General features: G+C 69.0%; 15 protein-coding genes. 13 read left to right on the top strand and 2 right to left on the bottom strand.

What is annotated here, in order from left to right; all coding sequences use genetic code 11:
* The first annotated feature begins 29 nt into the window (after nucleotides 1-29).
* From efp to AOM45_RS42835, 3 genes are all read left to right on the top strand, one after another.
* A complete protein-coding gene (gene efp / locus AOM45_RS42845) occupies nucleotides 30-596 on the top strand; it encodes an elongation factor P (RefSeq protein WP_030471616.1) in 567 nt (188 codons plus the stop codon).
* Nucleotides 596-1,015: a transcription antitermination factor NusB gene (nusB, locus tag AOM45_RS42840; RefSeq protein WP_030471615.1), complete on the top strand. Its 420-nt coding sequence runs from the start codon at nucleotides 596-598 to the stop codon at nucleotides 1,013-1,015. Before efp ends, nusB begins: the two co-directional genes overlap by 1 nt.
* 126 nt (nucleotides 1,016-1,141) lie before the next feature.
* Nucleotides 1,142-1,744, top strand: coding sequence for a dihydrofolate reductase family protein (locus AOM45_RS42835; protein ID WP_030471614.1), 603 nt, complete (start codon nucleotides 1,142-1,144; stop codon nucleotides 1,742-1,744).
* Here AOM45_RS42835 and AOM45_RS42830 read toward each other — a convergent pair.
* Entirely contained in the window at nucleotides 1,725-2,375 is a 651-nt protein-coding gene (locus AOM45_RS42830) for an HD domain-containing protein (RefSeq protein ID WP_030471613.1), read from the bottom strand. The two genes, AOM45_RS42835 and AOM45_RS42830, sit on opposite strands and share 20 nt — an antisense overlap.
* Before the next feature lie 41 nt (nucleotides 2,376-2,416).
* On the opposite strand from AOM45_RS42830, the gene AOM45_RS42825 reads away from it, so the two are divergent.
* On the top strand, nucleotides 2,417-3,244 hold the full coding sequence (locus AOM45_RS42825; RefSeq protein ID WP_030471612.1) for a sigma-70 family RNA polymerase sigma factor: 828 nt from the start codon (nucleotides 2,417-2,419) through the stop codon (nucleotides 3,242-3,244).
* A gap of 219 nt (nucleotides 3,245-3,463) precedes the next feature.
* Here the strand turns inward: AOM45_RS42825 and bldD are convergent, their stop codons facing one another.
* Complete coding sequence (bldD, locus tag AOM45_RS42820; RefSeq protein ID WP_030471611.1) at nucleotides 3,464-3,952, bottom strand: transcriptional regulator BldD; 489 nt, start codon at nucleotides 3,950-3,952, stop codon at nucleotides 3,464-3,466.
* A gap of 257 nt (nucleotides 3,953-4,209) precedes the next feature.
* Between bldD and pyrR the strand changes: the two genes are divergently transcribed.
* From pyrR to gmk, 9 genes are all read left to right on the top strand, one after another.
* On the top strand, nucleotides 4,210-4,782 hold the full coding sequence (pyrR, locus tag AOM45_RS42815) for a bifunctional pyr operon transcriptional regulator/uracil phosphoribosyltransferase PyrR (RefSeq protein ID WP_030471610.1): 573 nt from the start codon (nucleotides 4,210-4,212) through the stop codon (nucleotides 4,780-4,782).
* On the top strand, nucleotides 4,779-5,711 hold the full coding sequence (locus AOM45_RS42810) for an aspartate carbamoyltransferase catalytic subunit (protein WP_030471609.1): 933 nt from the start codon (nucleotides 4,779-4,781) through the stop codon (nucleotides 5,709-5,711). The genes pyrR and AOM45_RS42810 overlap by 4 nt, the downstream gene beginning before the upstream one ends.
* A complete protein-coding gene (locus tag AOM45_RS42805) occupies nucleotides 5,708-6,988 on the top strand; it encodes a dihydroorotase (protein ID WP_030471608.1) in 1,281 nt (426 codons plus the stop codon). The genes AOM45_RS42810 and AOM45_RS42805 overlap by 4 nt, the downstream gene beginning before the upstream one ends.
* A complete protein-coding gene (locus tag AOM45_RS42800; protein WP_030471607.1) occupies nucleotides 6,985-7,491 on the top strand; it encodes a PH-like domain-containing protein in 507 nt (168 codons plus the stop codon). The genes AOM45_RS42805 and AOM45_RS42800 overlap by 4 nt, the downstream gene beginning before the upstream one ends.
* Nucleotides 7,488-8,600, top strand: a complete 1,113-nt coding sequence (carA, locus tag AOM45_RS42795) for a glutamine-hydrolyzing carbamoyl-phosphate synthase small subunit (RefSeq protein ID WP_030471606.1) — start codon at nucleotides 7,488-7,490, stop codon at nucleotides 8,598-8,600. The genes AOM45_RS42800 and carA overlap by 4 nt, the downstream gene beginning before the upstream one ends.
* The gene (carB, locus tag AOM45_RS42790) at nucleotides 8,600-11,902 is read left to right on the top strand and encodes a carbamoyl-phosphate synthase large subunit (RefSeq protein ID WP_030471605.1); all 3,303 of its coding nucleotides are present in this window, start codon (nucleotides 8,600-8,602) and stop codon (nucleotides 11,900-11,902) included. The genes carA and carB overlap by 1 nt, the downstream gene beginning before the upstream one ends.
* A 100-nt stretch (nucleotides 11,903-12,002) precedes the next feature.
* Nucleotides 12,003-12,815 (top strand): orotidine-5'-phosphate decarboxylase, encoded by an 813-nt coding sequence (gene pyrF, locus AOM45_RS42785; protein WP_030471604.1) that lies wholly within the window; start codon nucleotides 12,003-12,005, stop codon nucleotides 12,813-12,815.
* 296 nt (nucleotides 12,816-13,111) lie between these two features.
* Nucleotides 13,112-13,429, top strand: a complete 318-nt coding sequence (mihF, locus tag AOM45_RS42780) for an integration host factor, actinobacterial type (RefSeq protein WP_030471603.1) — start codon at nucleotides 13,112-13,114, stop codon at nucleotides 13,427-13,429.
* Complete coding sequence (gene gmk / locus AOM45_RS42775; RefSeq protein WP_081902560.1) at nucleotides 13,426-14,022, top strand: guanylate kinase; 597 nt, start codon at nucleotides 13,426-13,428, stop codon at nucleotides 14,020-14,022. Before mihF ends, gmk begins: the two co-directional genes overlap by 4 nt.
* Nucleotides 14,023-14,024: the final 2 nt, after the last annotated feature.

The following is a 14,024-nucleotide window of genomic DNA, read 5'->3' as shown; positions in this document are numbered from 1 at the left end:
CCCCGTCCAATCACAGGAGAAATTCCCCCGTGGCCACCACGAACGACCTGAAGAACGGCCTGGTGCTGAACCTCGACGGCCAGCTCTGGACCGTCACCGCGTTCCAGCACGTCAAGCCCGGCAAGGGTGGCGCTTTCGTGCGCACGACCCTCAAGCACGTGCTGACCGGGAAGGTCGTCGACAAGACCTTCAACGCGGGCACCAAGGTCGACACCGCCACCGTGGACAAGCGCGGCATGACCTTCCTCTACAAGGACGGCGCCGACTTCATCTTCATGGACGGCGACACCTACGACCAGATCCCGGTCCCCGGCGACACCGTTGGCGACGCCGCCAACTACATGCTGGAGAACCAGGAGGCCGTCGTCGCGATGCACGAGGGCGTGGCGCTGTTCGTCGAGCTCCCGACCTCGGTCGAGCTCGTGATCGAGCACACCGACCCCGGCCTGCAGGGCGACCGCTCCACCGGCGGCACCAAGCCCGCCCGCCTGGAGACCGGCGCCGAGATCCAGGTCCCGCTGTTCGTGACGACCGGCGAGAAGATCAAGGTCGACACCCGCGACGGCCGTTACCTCGGCCGCATCAGCGACAAGTAATGGGCGCACGCAGCAAGGCCCGCAAGCGCGCGGTCGACTTCCTCTACGAAGCCGACCTGCTGGGCACCGACCCGGTGACGCTGCTGGCCGAACGAGTCGGTTCGCCGGACGTTCCCCCGGTGAACGACTACACCGTCTCGCTGGTCGAGGGCGTCCACGCCAACCGCGCGCGGATCGACGACCTCATCTCGGAGCACGCCGAGGGCTGGACCCTGCAGCGCATGCCTGCGGTCGACCGCGCGGTCCTGCGCATCGGCCTGTACGAGCTGCTGTGGGCGGCCGACGTGCCGGACGCGGTGGCCATCGACGAGGCCGTGGAGCTCGCCAAGGGCCTGTCCACGGACGACTCGCCGCGGTTCGTGAACGGCGTGCTCGGCCGGATCGCGGTGATCGCGGACCAGCTGCGCGCCGTCCTCTGAGCTCGATGAAGGGCTCCTTGATCCACGTGAGGTGGATGAAGGAGCCCTTCATCGATTTTCGGAGACCTGAGCAAGTGCGGCCAGGCTCGGTGGACGTCATGCCGCCTCGGCCTCAGGCTGGTGCACATGACCAAGGTGACCTGCGACCTCTCGATCTCCCTCGACGGCTTCGCGGCCGGGCACAACCAGGCGGAGGACCGCCCGTTCGGCGACGACGGCGGCGACGGCTGGGGCAGCAGGCTGCACGCGTGGTTCGACGACCCCGCTGAACGGCAGTGGCAGCTGGACCGGCTCGCCGAGACCAAGGCGTTCATCATGGGCCGCAACATGTTCGGCCCCGTCCGCGGCGAGTGGGACCGCCCGTGGAACGGCTGGTGGGGCGACAACCCGCCGTACCACGCGCCGGTTTTCGTGCTCACCCACCACGCCCGCGACCCGCAGCCGATGGAGGGTGGCACCACGTTCCACTTCGTCACCGGCGGCGTCGAGGCCGCGTTCGAGCTCGCCCGTGAAGCCGCCGGTGACGGCAACATCTCCGTCCACGGCGGCGCGACCACCGTCAACCAGTACCTCGCCGCGGGCCTGATCGACGAGCTGCGGCTGCGGATCGTGCCGGTGACGCTCGGCGCCGGCACGCGGTTGTTCGACGGCGTGCCCGGCCTGAACCTGGAACAGGTCGAGTCGAGGGCGGGCAACGGGTTCACCCACGTCACCTACCGTGTGACCTAGCCCAGCCGCGGCGCTCACCTTCGTCGATCAGGTGCCGCGCCGCGTCCCACAACGTCGCCGAAGCCTCACCGATGACCGCCTTGCGCGACCGCACACCGTCCGCCGTCACGCCGGGCGTGCGCCAGGTCCCGCCCTCGGCCATCCAGTTGAGCAGCAACGGTTGCAGCCGGTCCATCGCCTTCGCGAACCGGGCTTCCGGGGTCGCACGAGCCTCGAACTCGTCCCACAACGCCCTCAACTCGCGGCCCGAGTCCTCCGGCAGGAGACCGAACAGCCGGTCCGCGGCGGCCTCCTCGCGTTCGCGCTGGTCCTTGCCCGCCTCGGTGTCGTAGATCGGGGTGTCGCCCGCGTAGATCTCGACGAGGTCGTGCACGACCACGAGCTTGATGGTGTGGCCGACGTCGATCGGTTCGTCGGCGTGCTCGGCGAGCACCAGGACCATGAGCGCGAGGTGCCAGGAGTGCTCCGCGTCGTTCTCGCGCCGGTCCGCCGCGGCGAGCGGGGACGCGCGCAGCACGGTTTTCAGCTTGTCGACCTCGATCAGGAACGTGAAGTGGCGGAGCAGCCGGGAGTCCAGACCGGACGGCAGCGGCGTTCGGTCGGCGAGGAGGCCCGCGTCGAAGTTGGTCACGTTGCCAGGAGCCTACCGATTACCCTCGCGAACGAGAGGTCGTGACCACAGGGGGAGTCTTGATCGCGCAGTTCGAGCAGGAGCGCACGCGTTTGCGCGCTGTCGCCCACCGGATGCTCGGGTCGTTCACGGAGGCGGACGACGCGTTGCAGGAGGCGTGGATCCGGGTGGAGCGGGCGGACACCAGCGAGGTGGAGAACCCCGCCGCCTGGCTGACGACCGTGGTGGGCCGGGTGTGCCTGAACATGTTGCGCGACAGGCGTGAGCACGCGTTCGAGATGCCGGACCCGGTGATCGACGTCAGGGAGGAACCCGAGCACCAGGCCGTGGCCGGCGACGAGGTCGGGCTCGCGATGCTGATCGTGCTGGACACGTTGAAGCCCGATGAGCGCCTTGCGTTCGTGTTGCACGACATGTTCGCCGTGCCGTTCGACGACATCGCGCCGTTGATCGACAAGACGCCCGCCACGACCCGTCAGCTCGCGTCCCGTGCGCGCAAACGCGTGCAGGAACGGCCGCGGACGAGCGACGACCTGCCGAAGCAGCGGGAAGCGGTGAACGCGTTCCTGAAGGCGTCACGCGAGGGCGACCTGGAAGGGCTGGTGTCGGTGCTGCACCCCGAGGTCGTGCTGCGCGCCGGTGCCCTGGAAGTCATCGGCGGGCGTGCGGTGGCGGGACGCGCCAGCACGTTCCGCAGGTTCGCGACGATGGCGGAGGTCCGGTTCGCGCTCATCGGTGGCGAGGCCGGTTTCGTGTCGTGGGTGGACGGCGTGCTGTTCTCGGCGATGGCGTTCACCGTCCAGGATGGACAGATCGCCGCGATCCACGTCATCCAGGACGAGAAGCAGCTCGCCCGGCTCGTTTCGTGAGCAAGGCCACGTCCCGCGACGGCCGCGGCCGGGCAGGAGACCGAACGCGACCGGCGAGCACGCGGAGCGTCACGACCTGACCGAGTTGCTGCGCGGTTCGGCAGCCGCGGACGCCACCCGACCGGCAACGCCGGGTCCCCTGAATGCAGCAGTGGCCCCCTCGACGTCCTCAGGGCGACTAACAGGACGTGAGGGAGCCACTGCTCCGAACGGGAAGGCTCAGTCTTCCTTGGCGGGACGGGCCTCGGGGGGCAGCACACCCCAGTCGATGAGCTGCTCGGTGAGCTCGCCCGGCGTCATGTCGTAGATGATCGCGAGCGAGCGCAGGTCCTCGGTGCGGATGGAGAGGACCTTGCCGTTGTAGTCACCGCGCTGCGACTGGATGGTCGCGGCGTAGCGGGCCAGCGGGCCGACCTTCTCGACCGGCAGCTGCTGGAGTCGTTCGAGGTTGATCACGATCTTGGTGGCCGGCTCGGCGCCCGACGGCACGCGGCCCTCGGGGAGGAGCTCGGCGACGGGAACCCCGTAGAAGTCGGCCAGCTCGGCCAGCTTCTGCACGGTCACCGCGCGGTCACCGCGCTCGTACGAGCCGACGACCACGGCCTTCCAGCGACCGCCGGACTTCTGCTCGACGCCGTGCAGGGACAGACCCTGCTGCTGGCGGATAGCGCGGAGCTTGGCCCCCAGCGCCTTGGCGTAGTCGCCCATGTGGCGGTTCTCCGTTCATTCGCCCCGTCAGCAGTACGGCGGTGCTGCGGGGAGGCTTAGATCGATACGCAGAGTAATGATTACTCGCCGTGGTCGGCAGGTCAAGCTGATCTCAGGGAGAGACGCTCGCCACGCACGGGACACCACTCGGACGGCTGACCGTCCACAGGTGATACGGTGCAGGTCAGCCCGGCTGCAACCGGGTGTCCGACGTCCTTTAAGGACCCGTCCAGTGAGGCGGGGAAGGAGGTCCAGCCGTGGCGTCACGTCAACGTGGCGCGACGGATCCGGCCGGGGATCGCGAGATCCTGTCGGCCGGTGACGTCGCGCGCACTGTCGCCCGAATGGCCCATCAGATCATCGAGAAGACCGCTCTCGATGCACCCAGCGCACCCGATGTCGTCTTGATGGGTATTCCCAGCCGGGGAGCCCCCCTCGCACGGCGTCTCGCCGCTAAGATCGCCGAATTTTCCGGCCGCACGGTGCACGAGGGCACGCTCGACATCACGCTCTACCGCGACGACCTGCGCAGAGGCCCGACGAGGCCGCTGGAGGCGACGAAGCTGCCCGAGGGCGGCATCGACGACAAGCTGGTCGTGCTCGTGGACGACGTCCTGTTCTCCGGTCGCACCATCCGCGCCGCGCTCGACGCGCTGCGCGACCACGGCCGTCCCCGCGCGGTGCAGCTCGCCGTGCTGGTCGACCGTGGGCACCGGGAGCTGCCGATCCGCGCGGACTACGTCGGCAAGAACCTGCCCACGTCCAAGACCGAGGACGTCGTGGTGATGCTCGAGGAGTTCGACGGCCGCGACGGAGTGGTGCTGAAGTGAAGCACCTGCTCTCCACCGACGGCCTCGACCGCGACCAGGCGCTCGCGATCCTCGACACCGCGGACCGGCTGAAGCAGGCGCTGCTCGGCCGCGAGGTCCGCAAGCTGCCGACGCTGCGCGGCCGAACCGTGATCACGATGTTCTACGAGAACAGCACGCGGACGCGCGTGTCGTTCGAGATCGCCGGCAAGTGGATGTCCGCGGACGTGATCAACGTCAGCAGCTCCGGTTCCAGCGTCAGCAAGGGCGAGTCGCTGCGGGACACCGCGCTCACGTTGCAGGCCGCCGGTGCGGACTGCGTGATCGTGCGGCACCCGGCGTCCGGCGCGGCCCACCGCCTCGCGGGCTGGCTCAAGCACACCAGCACGTCCGTGGTGAACGCGGGCGACGGCATGCACGAGCACCCGACGCAGGCGCTGCTCGACGCCGCCACGTTGCGCGACCGCCTCGGCAGCCTCGACGGCCGCCGCGTCGCGATCGTCGGCGACGTCCTGCACAGCCGCGTGGCGCGGTCGAACGTGCACCTGCTCACGACGCTCGGCGCCGAGGTCACTCTCGTCGCGCCGCCGACCCTGCTGCCGGTCGGCGTCGAGAAGTGGCCGGTCGCGGTCTCGCACGAGATCGACGCCGAGCTCGCGTCGCAGGACGCCGTCATGATGCTGCGCGTGCAGGCCGAGCGGATGACCGGCGGGTTCTTCCCGAGCTCGCGCGAGTACTCGATCGCCTACGGCCTCAACGAGCGGCGCCTGAAGCTGCTGCCCGAGCACGCCGTCGTGCTGCACCCCGGCCCGATGCTGCGCGGCATGGAGATCGCCTCCGTCGTCGCCGACAGCCCGCAGGCCGCCATCACCGAGCAGGTCCGCAACGGTGTCCACGTGCGCATGGCCGTGCTGTACCACTTGCTCGCCCACGAGGAGGAGAACGCGTGAAACCCTTGCTGCTCAAGGGAGTTAGGCCCTACGGCGAGGGGGAACCGATCGACCTGCTGATCCGCGACGGCGTGATCGCAGAAGGTGCGGATGACGACGCCGAGATCATCGAAGGCAACGGCGCGGTTCTGCTGCCGGGTTTCGTGGACCTGCACACCCACCTGCGTGAGCCGGGTCGCGAGGACACCGAGACCATCGAAACGGGTTCGCGTGCGGCCGCCCTCGGTGGCTACACCGCCGTTTTCGCGATGGCGAACACCGACCCCGTCGCCGACAACGCCGTGATCGTCGAGCACGTCGCCCGCCGCGGCAGGGAGGTCGGCCTGGTCGACGTCCACCCGGTCGGCGCCGTCACCGTCGGACTCAAGGGCGAGAAGCTCGCCGAGCTCGGCACGATGGCCAAGTCCAAGGCCAACGTGCGGGTGTTCTCCGACGACGGCCACTGCGTGCACGACCCGTTGATCATGCGGCGCGCCCTGGAGTACTCGAAGGCGCTGGGTGCCGTCATCGCGCAGCACGCCGAGGAGCCGAAGCTCACCGTCGGCGCGCAGGCGCACGAGGGCGAGAACGCCTCCCGCCTGGGCCTGCAGGGCTGGCCCGCGGCGGCCGAGGAGTCGATCGTCGCCCGCGACTGCATCCTCGCGAAGCAGGTCGACGCGAAGCTGCACGTCTGCCACGTCAGCACCACCGGCACGGCGGACGTCCTGAAGTGGGCCAAGGCGCGCGGCACCAAGGTCAGCGCCGAGGTCACCCCGCACCACCTGATCCTGACCGACGACCGGCTCTCCACCTACGACCCGGTCAACAAGGTCAACCCGCCGCTGCGCACGCAGGACGACGTCGACGCGCTGCGCCGGGCGCTCGCGGACGGCACCATCGACTGCGTCGCCACGGACCACGCCCCGCACGCCGTGCAGGACAAGGACTGCGAGTGGTCGGCCGCCCGGCCGGGCATGCTCGGGCTGCAGACCGCGCTCGGCATCGTCGTCGAGACGATGGTGAAGACCGGCCTGCTGGACTGGCGCGGTGTCGCGCGGGTCATGAGCGAGAAGCCCGCCGAGATCGCCGGCCTGACCGACCAGGGCCGCCCGATCGCGGTCGGCGAGCCCGCGAACCTCGTGCTGGTCGACCCGGACGCGACGTGGACCGTGACCGGCGCGGAGCTCGCGAGCATCGCGGGCAACACCCCGTTCGAGGGCATGGAGCTGACCGGCGCGGTGACGGCGACCGTCCTGCGCGGGCGCGTGACCGCACTGGCGGGAAGGATTGCCGAATGACCCGCGTGCTGCTCGTCCTGGTGGTGTTCCTGTTCTTCGCACTGTGCGTGTACGGGATGTGGCACGGCTGGAAGCGGCGTCAGGCCAAGCAGGCCAGCCTGCCCGCGTTCCCGGCGACGCCGTCGACGCTCGGTGCGGCGACTCTGGAGACCACGGGCGTCTACATCGGAACGACGAACGCGGGCAACTGGCAGGACCGCGTCCAGGTCGGCGACATCGGCCACCGCGCGGAGGCGACGCTGAGCCTCGTGCCGGAGGGCGTCGCGATCGAACGCGTCGGCGCCACACCGATCTTCATCCCGGCCGAGTCCATCCGGGACGCCCGGACCGACCGCGGCCTCGCCGGGAAGGTCATGTTCAGCGAAGAGGGTTTGCTGGTGGTCCAGTGGGAGAACCAGGGCCACCTGTTCGACACGGGTTTCCGTGGCGATGACAAAGACGTTTACGACGAATGGGTTGCGGCTCTCAGCCAGAAGGCCATTGAACACGGAGGCAAGGCGTGACGAACGCGGCATTGGTGCTGGAAGACGGTCGTGTCTTCCGCGGTGAGGCGTACGGAGCGACCGGCGTCTCGCTCGGCGAGGTCGTGTTCTCCACGGCCATGACCGGGTACCAGGAAACCCTGACCGACCCCTCCTACCACCGCCAGATCGTGGTGCAGACCGCGCCGCAGATCGGCAACACGGGCTGGAACGACGAGGACGACGAGTCGTCGAAGATCTGGGTCGCCGGCTACGTCGTCCGCGACCCCGCGCGCACGCCGTCGAACTGGCGGTCCAAGCGAGGCCTCGACGAGGAGCTGGCGAACCAGGGCGTCGTCGGCATCTCCGGCCTCGACACCCGCACGCTGACCCGTCACATCCGCGAGCAGGGCGCGATGCGGGCCGGGGTGTTCTCCGGTTCCGAGCTCACCGACGACGCGTCGATGGTCGAGCAGGTCAAGGCCTCGGCGCAGATGCTCGGCGCGAACCTCGCGGTCGACGTCACGACGGACAAGCCGTACGTGGTCGAGGCCATCGGCGAGAAGAAGTTCACCGTCGCCGCGCTCGACCTGGGCATCAAGTCGAACACCCCGCGGATGATGGCGGCACGCGGCATCGAGGTGCACGTGCTGCCGCTGACCAGCACGTTCGAGGACATCCTCAAGGTCAGCCCGGACGGGTTGTTCCTGTCCAACGGCCCGGGCGACCCGGCCACGCAGGACCACGCGATCGCGTTGACCAAGGAGGCGCTGGGCCGCAAGCTGCCGCTGTTCGGCATCTGCTTCGGCAACCAGATCCTGGGCCGCGCGGTCGGCCGCGGGACGTACAAGATGCGCTACGGCCACCGCGGCATCAACATCCCGGTGATCGACGTGGCCACCGGCAAGGTCGCCATCACCTCGCAGAACCACGGGTTCGCGCTGGAGGGCACGCCGGGGGAGGAGTTCTCCTCCGAGTTCGGCCGCGCCGTGCTGTCGCACTACTGCCCGAACGACGGCACCGTCGAGGGCGTCCGGCTGCTCGACGCGCCGGCGTTCTCCGTGCAGTACCACCCCGAGGCGGCTGCCGGTCCGCACGACGCGGCGCCCCTGTTCGACGAGTTCGTGACGCTGATGAATGAGGCCCGCTGATGCCCAAGCGTGAAGATCTGAAGCACATCCTGGTCATCGGCTCTGGCCCGATCGTCATCGGTCAGGCCTGCGAGTTCGACTACTCCGGCACGCAGGCGTGCCGCGTGCTGCGCGAGGAGGGCATCAGGGTCAGCCTGGTGAACTCCAACCCGGCGACGATCATGACCGACCCCGAGTTCGCCGACGCCACCTACATCGAGCCGATCACGGCCGAGTTCGTGGAGAAGGTCATCGCGCAGGAACGCCCGGACGCGGTGCTCGCGACCCTGGGCGGCCAGACCGCGCTGAACACCGCCATCGCGCTGCACGAGCGCGGCGTGCTGGAGAAGTACAACGTCGAGCTCATCGGTGCCAACGTCGACGCGATCCAGCGCGGCGAGGACCGGCAGATGTTCAAGGACATCGTGCGCAAGATCGGCGCCGAGGTCCCGCGTTCGGCCGTCTGCAACACGATGGACGAGGTCCGCAAGACCGTCGCCGAGCTGGGTCTGCCGGTCGTCATCCGGCCGTCGTTCACCATGGGCGGCCTGGGTTCCGGCATGGCGTACACGGAGGAGGAGCTGGAGCGCCTCGCGGCCATCGGGCTCGAGGAGTCTCCGGTCACCGAGGTGCTCATCGAGGAGAGCGTGCTCGGGTGGAAGGAGTACGAGCTCGAGCTGATGCGCGACCGCAACGACAACGTGGTCGTCATCTGCTCGATCGAGAACATCGACCCGATGGGCGTGCACACCGGTGACTCGGTGACGGTCGCGCCCGCGATGACGCTGACCGACCGCGAGTACCAGCACATGCGCGACGTCGGCATCCAGGTCATCCGTGAGGTCGGCGTCGACACCGGTGGCTGCAACATCCAGTTCGCGATCCACCCGGACAACGGGCGCATGGTCGTCATCGAGATGAACCCGCGCGTGTCGCGGTCGTCCGCGCTGGCGTCCAAGGCGACCGGCTTCCCGATCGCCAAGATCGCCGCGAAGCTCGCCATCGGCTACACGCTCGACGAGATCACCAACGACATCACGGGGGAGACCCCGGCGTCGTTCGAGCCGACGCTCGACTACGTGGTCGTGAAGGCGCCGCGGTTCGCGTTCGAGAAGTTCCCCGGCGCGGACCCGACGTTGACGACCACGATGAAGTCGGTCGGCGAGGCCATGTCGATCGGCCGGAACTTCGTGGAGGCGCTGGGCAAGGCGCTGCGTTCGCTGGAAACGAAATCGGTCGGTTTCTGGACTCAGGCCGACCCCGAGGGCGCTACGCTCGAGTCGACTCTGAAGCAGTTGGAGCGCGGTCACGACGGCCGCCTCTACACGGTCGAGCGTGCTCTTCGACTCGGCGCGTCCATCGAGGACGTGTACAACGCGTCGAAGATCGACCCGTGGTTCATCGAGCAGATCGCCTGGCTCGGCACGTTGCGCACGGAGCTGCTGGAGGCTCCCGTGCTGGACGAGCCGTTGCTGCGCAAGGCGAAGCGCGCTGGTCTGTCGGACCGGCAGATCTCCGTGCTGCGGCCGGAGCTCGCCGGTGAGGACGGCGTGCGCGCGCTGCGGCACCGCCTGGGCGTGCGGCCGGTCTACAAGACGGTCGACACGTGCGCGGCGGAGTTCAAGTCCGAGACGCCGTACCACTACTCCGCGTACGAGCTCGACCCCCAGGCCGAGTCGGAGGTGGCGGAGCAGCGGGAGAAGCCGAAGGTGCTGATCCTGGGCTCCGGGCCGAACCGCATCGGGCAGGGCATCGAGTTCGACTACTCGTGCGTGCACGCGGCGATGGCGTTGCGGGAGGCCGGGTACGAGACCGTCATGGTCAACTGCAACCCGGAGACGGTGTCGACGGACTACGACACGTCGGACCGCCTGTACTTCGAGCCGCTGACGTTCGAGGACGTGCTGGAGGTCGTGCACTCCGAGCAGCGCTCCGGTGAGGTCGCGGGTGTGATCGTCCAGCTCGGCGGCCAGACTCCGCTGGGCCTGGCGCAGCGCCTGGCCGACGCCGGTGTGCCGGTCGTGGGCACGACGCCCGAGGCGATCCACCTCGCCGAGGACCGCGGCCAGTTCGGCAAGGTGCTGACCGAGGCCGGGCTCCCCGCGCCGAAGTTCGGCACGGCCACGTCGTTCGACGAGGCGAAGGAGATCGCGGACGAGATCGGCTACCCGGTCCTCGTGCGCCCCTCCTACGTGCTCGGCGGCCGCGGCATGGAGATCGTGTACGACGAGGAGTCGCTGTCGGGCTACATCGCCCGCGCGACCGAGGTGACGCCCGAGCACCCGGTGCTGGTCGACCGGTTCCTCGACGACGCCATCGAGATCGACGTCGACGCGCTGTGCGACGGCGACGAGGTGTTCATCGGTGGTGTCATGGAGCACATCGAGGAAGCCGGCGTGCACTCCGGCGACTCGTCCTGCGCGCTGCCGCCGATCACGCTGGGCGCCTCGGACATCGAGAACGTCCGCCGCTCCACCGAGGCAATCGCCCGCGGCATCGGCGTGAAGGGCCTCCTGAACGTCCAGTACGCGTTGAAGGACGACGTGCTGTACGTCCTGGAGGCAAACCCGCGTGCGTCGCGCACGGTGCCGTTCGTGTCCAAGGCGACGGCCGTGTCGATGGCCAAGGCGGCGTCGCGGGTCATGCTCGGCGCCACGATCGCGGAGCTGCGGGTCGAGGGCATCCTGCCGGCCACCGGTGACGGTGCCCGGCTGCCCGAGCACGCGCCGGTCGCGGTCAAGGAAGCGGTCATGCAGTTCCACCGCTTCCGCACGCCCGAGGGCCACGGCGTCGACTCGCTGCTGGGCCCGGAGATGAAGTCCACCGGCGAGGTCATGGGCATCGACTCGTCGTTCGGCAAGGCGTTCGCGAAGTCGCAGACGGCCTCCTACGGTTCGCTGCCGACGGCGGGCAAGGTGTTCGTGTCGTTCGCGAACCGCGACAAGCGCGCGATGATCTTCCCGGTCAAGCGCCTCGCGGACCTGGGCTTCGAGATCCTCGCGACCTCCGGCACCGCGGAGGTGTTGAAGCGCAACGGGATCACGTGCACCGAGGTGCGCAAGCACTTCGAGGGCGAGGGCAACGTCGTCGACATGATCCTGGCCGGCGAGATCGACATGATCTTCAACACGCCCTACGGCAACAGCGGCCCGCGCGTGGACGGCTACGAGATCCGCACCGCCGCCGTGGCGAAGGACATCCCGTGCGTCACCACGATCCAGGGCGCTGCCGCGGCCGTGCACGGCATCGAGGCGCTCATCCGCGGTGACATCGGCGTGCAGCCGTTGCAGGCGCTCCAGGCCGCTCTGAGGGGAGACGCGTGACGTTCGGGGAGAAGCTCACGAAGGTCGTGACGCCGCACGGGTCTCCGTGCGGCGGGCTCGGCCAGGTCCAGGCGCTCCGGCCGGCTCCGGGGGAGGGCGCGTGACGTTCGGGGAGAAGCTCGCGAAGGCCGTCGACGCGTACGGCCCCCTCTGCGTCGGGATCGACCCGCACCCGAGCCTGCTGGACGCCTGGGGCCTCTCCAGGACCGTGGAGGGCCTCGAACGGTTCGCCCTGACGGCCGTGGAGGCGTTCGGCGGCAAGGTGGCGATGGTGAAGCCGCAGGCGGCGTTCTTCGAGGCCTACGGGTCGCGTGGCGTCGCCGTGCTGGAACGGGTGATCGCGGAGCTGCGCGGCTCGGGGACGCTCGTGCTGGTCGACGCCAAGCGCGGCGACATCGGCTCGACCATGGCCGCCTACGCCGAGGCGTACCTGGGCGACGGTTCGCCGCTGGCCGGTGACGCGGTGACGCTGTCGCCGTTCCTCGGCTTCGGATCGCTCCAGCCCGCGCTCGACACGGCACGGGCGACCGGCCGCGGGGTGTTCGTGCTGGCGCTGACGTCGAACCCGGAGGGTGCCGAAGTTCAGCGCACGGTTGCTCCGGACGGGCGAACCGTGGCGCAGACGATCATCGATTTCGCCACCGCTCGGAATTCCGGCATTTCCCCGTGCGGCGATGTTGGTCTCGTCGTGGGTGCCACGATCGGGGAAACGGATGTGGACCTCGCGGGGTTCAACGGGCCGATCCTGGCCCCGGGTTTCGGTGCTCAGGGCGGCTCGGTGGCGGATCTAAAACGGCTCTTCGGGCCCGACATGCGCAACGTCTTTCCGACTTCTTCACGAGATGTTCTCAGGCATGGGCCGGACGTATCGTCGCTGGTCAGCGCCGTGCGAAGGGTTCAGGAGAGCCTCTGAGGTGGTGCGCGCCGCAACTTTTGGGGTGTGGCGCGCTCACCAGGGCAAACATGTGTTGGTAGGGTCCACGCCACCGGCTGCCCCGCTGGTCACCGGCCTCATAGCACACGTAACGTGGGCGACGAGTTCCCGGAGGGCAGTGATCAGGCCGCCGGAGGGTGTTGGTACTACTACCACCCGCCGCATCACTCATGACCGCTGAAGATTTACCTGACTGGGTCACGTTGTCCCCAGGCAATTGCGGTCGGTACGGTCGCGGCACCGATCCGAAAAGAATCCACACCACGGAGGAAATCGTGGCTCTTCCCCAGCTTACCGAGGAGCAGCGAGCCGCAGCGCTGGAGAAGGCTGCTGCCGCTCGTCGCGCTCGGGCTGAGCTCAAGGAGCGCCTCAAGCGCGGCGGCACGACCCTGACGGACGTGCTCAAGGCCGCCGAGAGCGACGAGGTCCTGGGCAAGATGAAGGTGTCCGCGCTGCTCGAGGCCCTCCCGGGCGTCGGCAAGGTTCGCGCGCAGCAGATCATGGAGCGCCTCGAGATCGCTCCCAGCCGTCGCCTGCGCGGTCTCGGTGACCGCCAGCGCAAGGCCCTGCTCTCCGAGTTCAGCGGAGAGTGATTGGCACCGAGGCGGGAACGGGTTCTGCCCGTTCCCGCCTCACCGTCTTGTCCGGGCCGTCAGGGGTTGGGAAATCCAGCGTTCTGGCGGAGCTGCGCAGGCAGCAGCCCGATGTCTACTTTTCCGTCTCGGCGACCACCAGGAAGCCGAGGCCGGGCGAGGTCGACGGAGTGCACTACCACTTCGTGGACCGCGAGAAGTTCCAGCAGATGGTGGACGCCGGCGAGTTCCTCGAACACGCCGAGTTCGCCGGGAACTGCTACGGAACTCCTCGCCGGCCCGTCGAAGAAGCTCTGGCTGCGGGCCGTCCCGCGCTCCTGGAGATCGAACTGCAGGGCGCGCGGCAGGTCCGCGTGGCCATGCCCGAGGCCCAGCTGGTCATGCTGATGCCCCCGTCCTGGGAGCACCTGGTCGACCGGTTGACGGGCCGGGGCACCGAACATCCGGACGTCGTCGAACGCCGGCTGGCCATCGCCCGTGAGGAGATGGCGGCCGAAAAGGAGTTCGACGAGGTCGTCGTGAACGCCGACGTGCAGTCGGCCGCCGCCGACTTGCTATCCTTGATGGTCGGACCACGAATTTCAGGAGATTGACG

It is taken from the genome of Lentzea aerocolonigenes, assembly GCF_000974445.1.
In the GTDB taxonomy this organism is placed as follows: domain Bacteria; phylum Actinomycetota; class Actinomycetes; order Mycobacteriales; family Pseudonocardiaceae; genus Lentzea; species Lentzea aerocolonigenes.
Note: the sequence above shows the minus strand (reverse complement) of the source record. Positions and strands in the feature narration are given on the sequence as shown.

What these genes read in the sequence shown, in the direction of transcription:
- nusB (WP_030471615.1), top strand. Translation starts at nt 596, where the DNA reads ATGGGCGCACGCAGCAAGGCCCGCAAGCGCGCGGTCGACTTCCTCTAC.
- AOM45_RS42835 (WP_030471614.1), top strand. Translation starts at nt 1,142, where the DNA reads ATGACCAAGGTGACCTGCGACCTCTCGATCTCCCTCGACGGCTTCGCG.
- bldD (WP_030471611.1), bottom strand. Translation starts at nt 3,952, where the DNA reads ATGGGCGACTACGCCAAGGCGCTGGGGGCCAAGCTCCGCGCTATCCGC.
- AOM45_RS42800 (WP_030471607.1), top strand. Translation starts at nt 6,985, where the DNA reads ATGACCCGCGTGCTGCTCGTCCTGGTGGTGTTCCTGTTCTTCGCACTG.
- carB (WP_030471605.1), top strand. Translation starts at nt 8,600, where the DNA reads ATGCCCAAGCGTGAAGATCTGAAGCACATCCTGGTCATCGGCTCTGGC.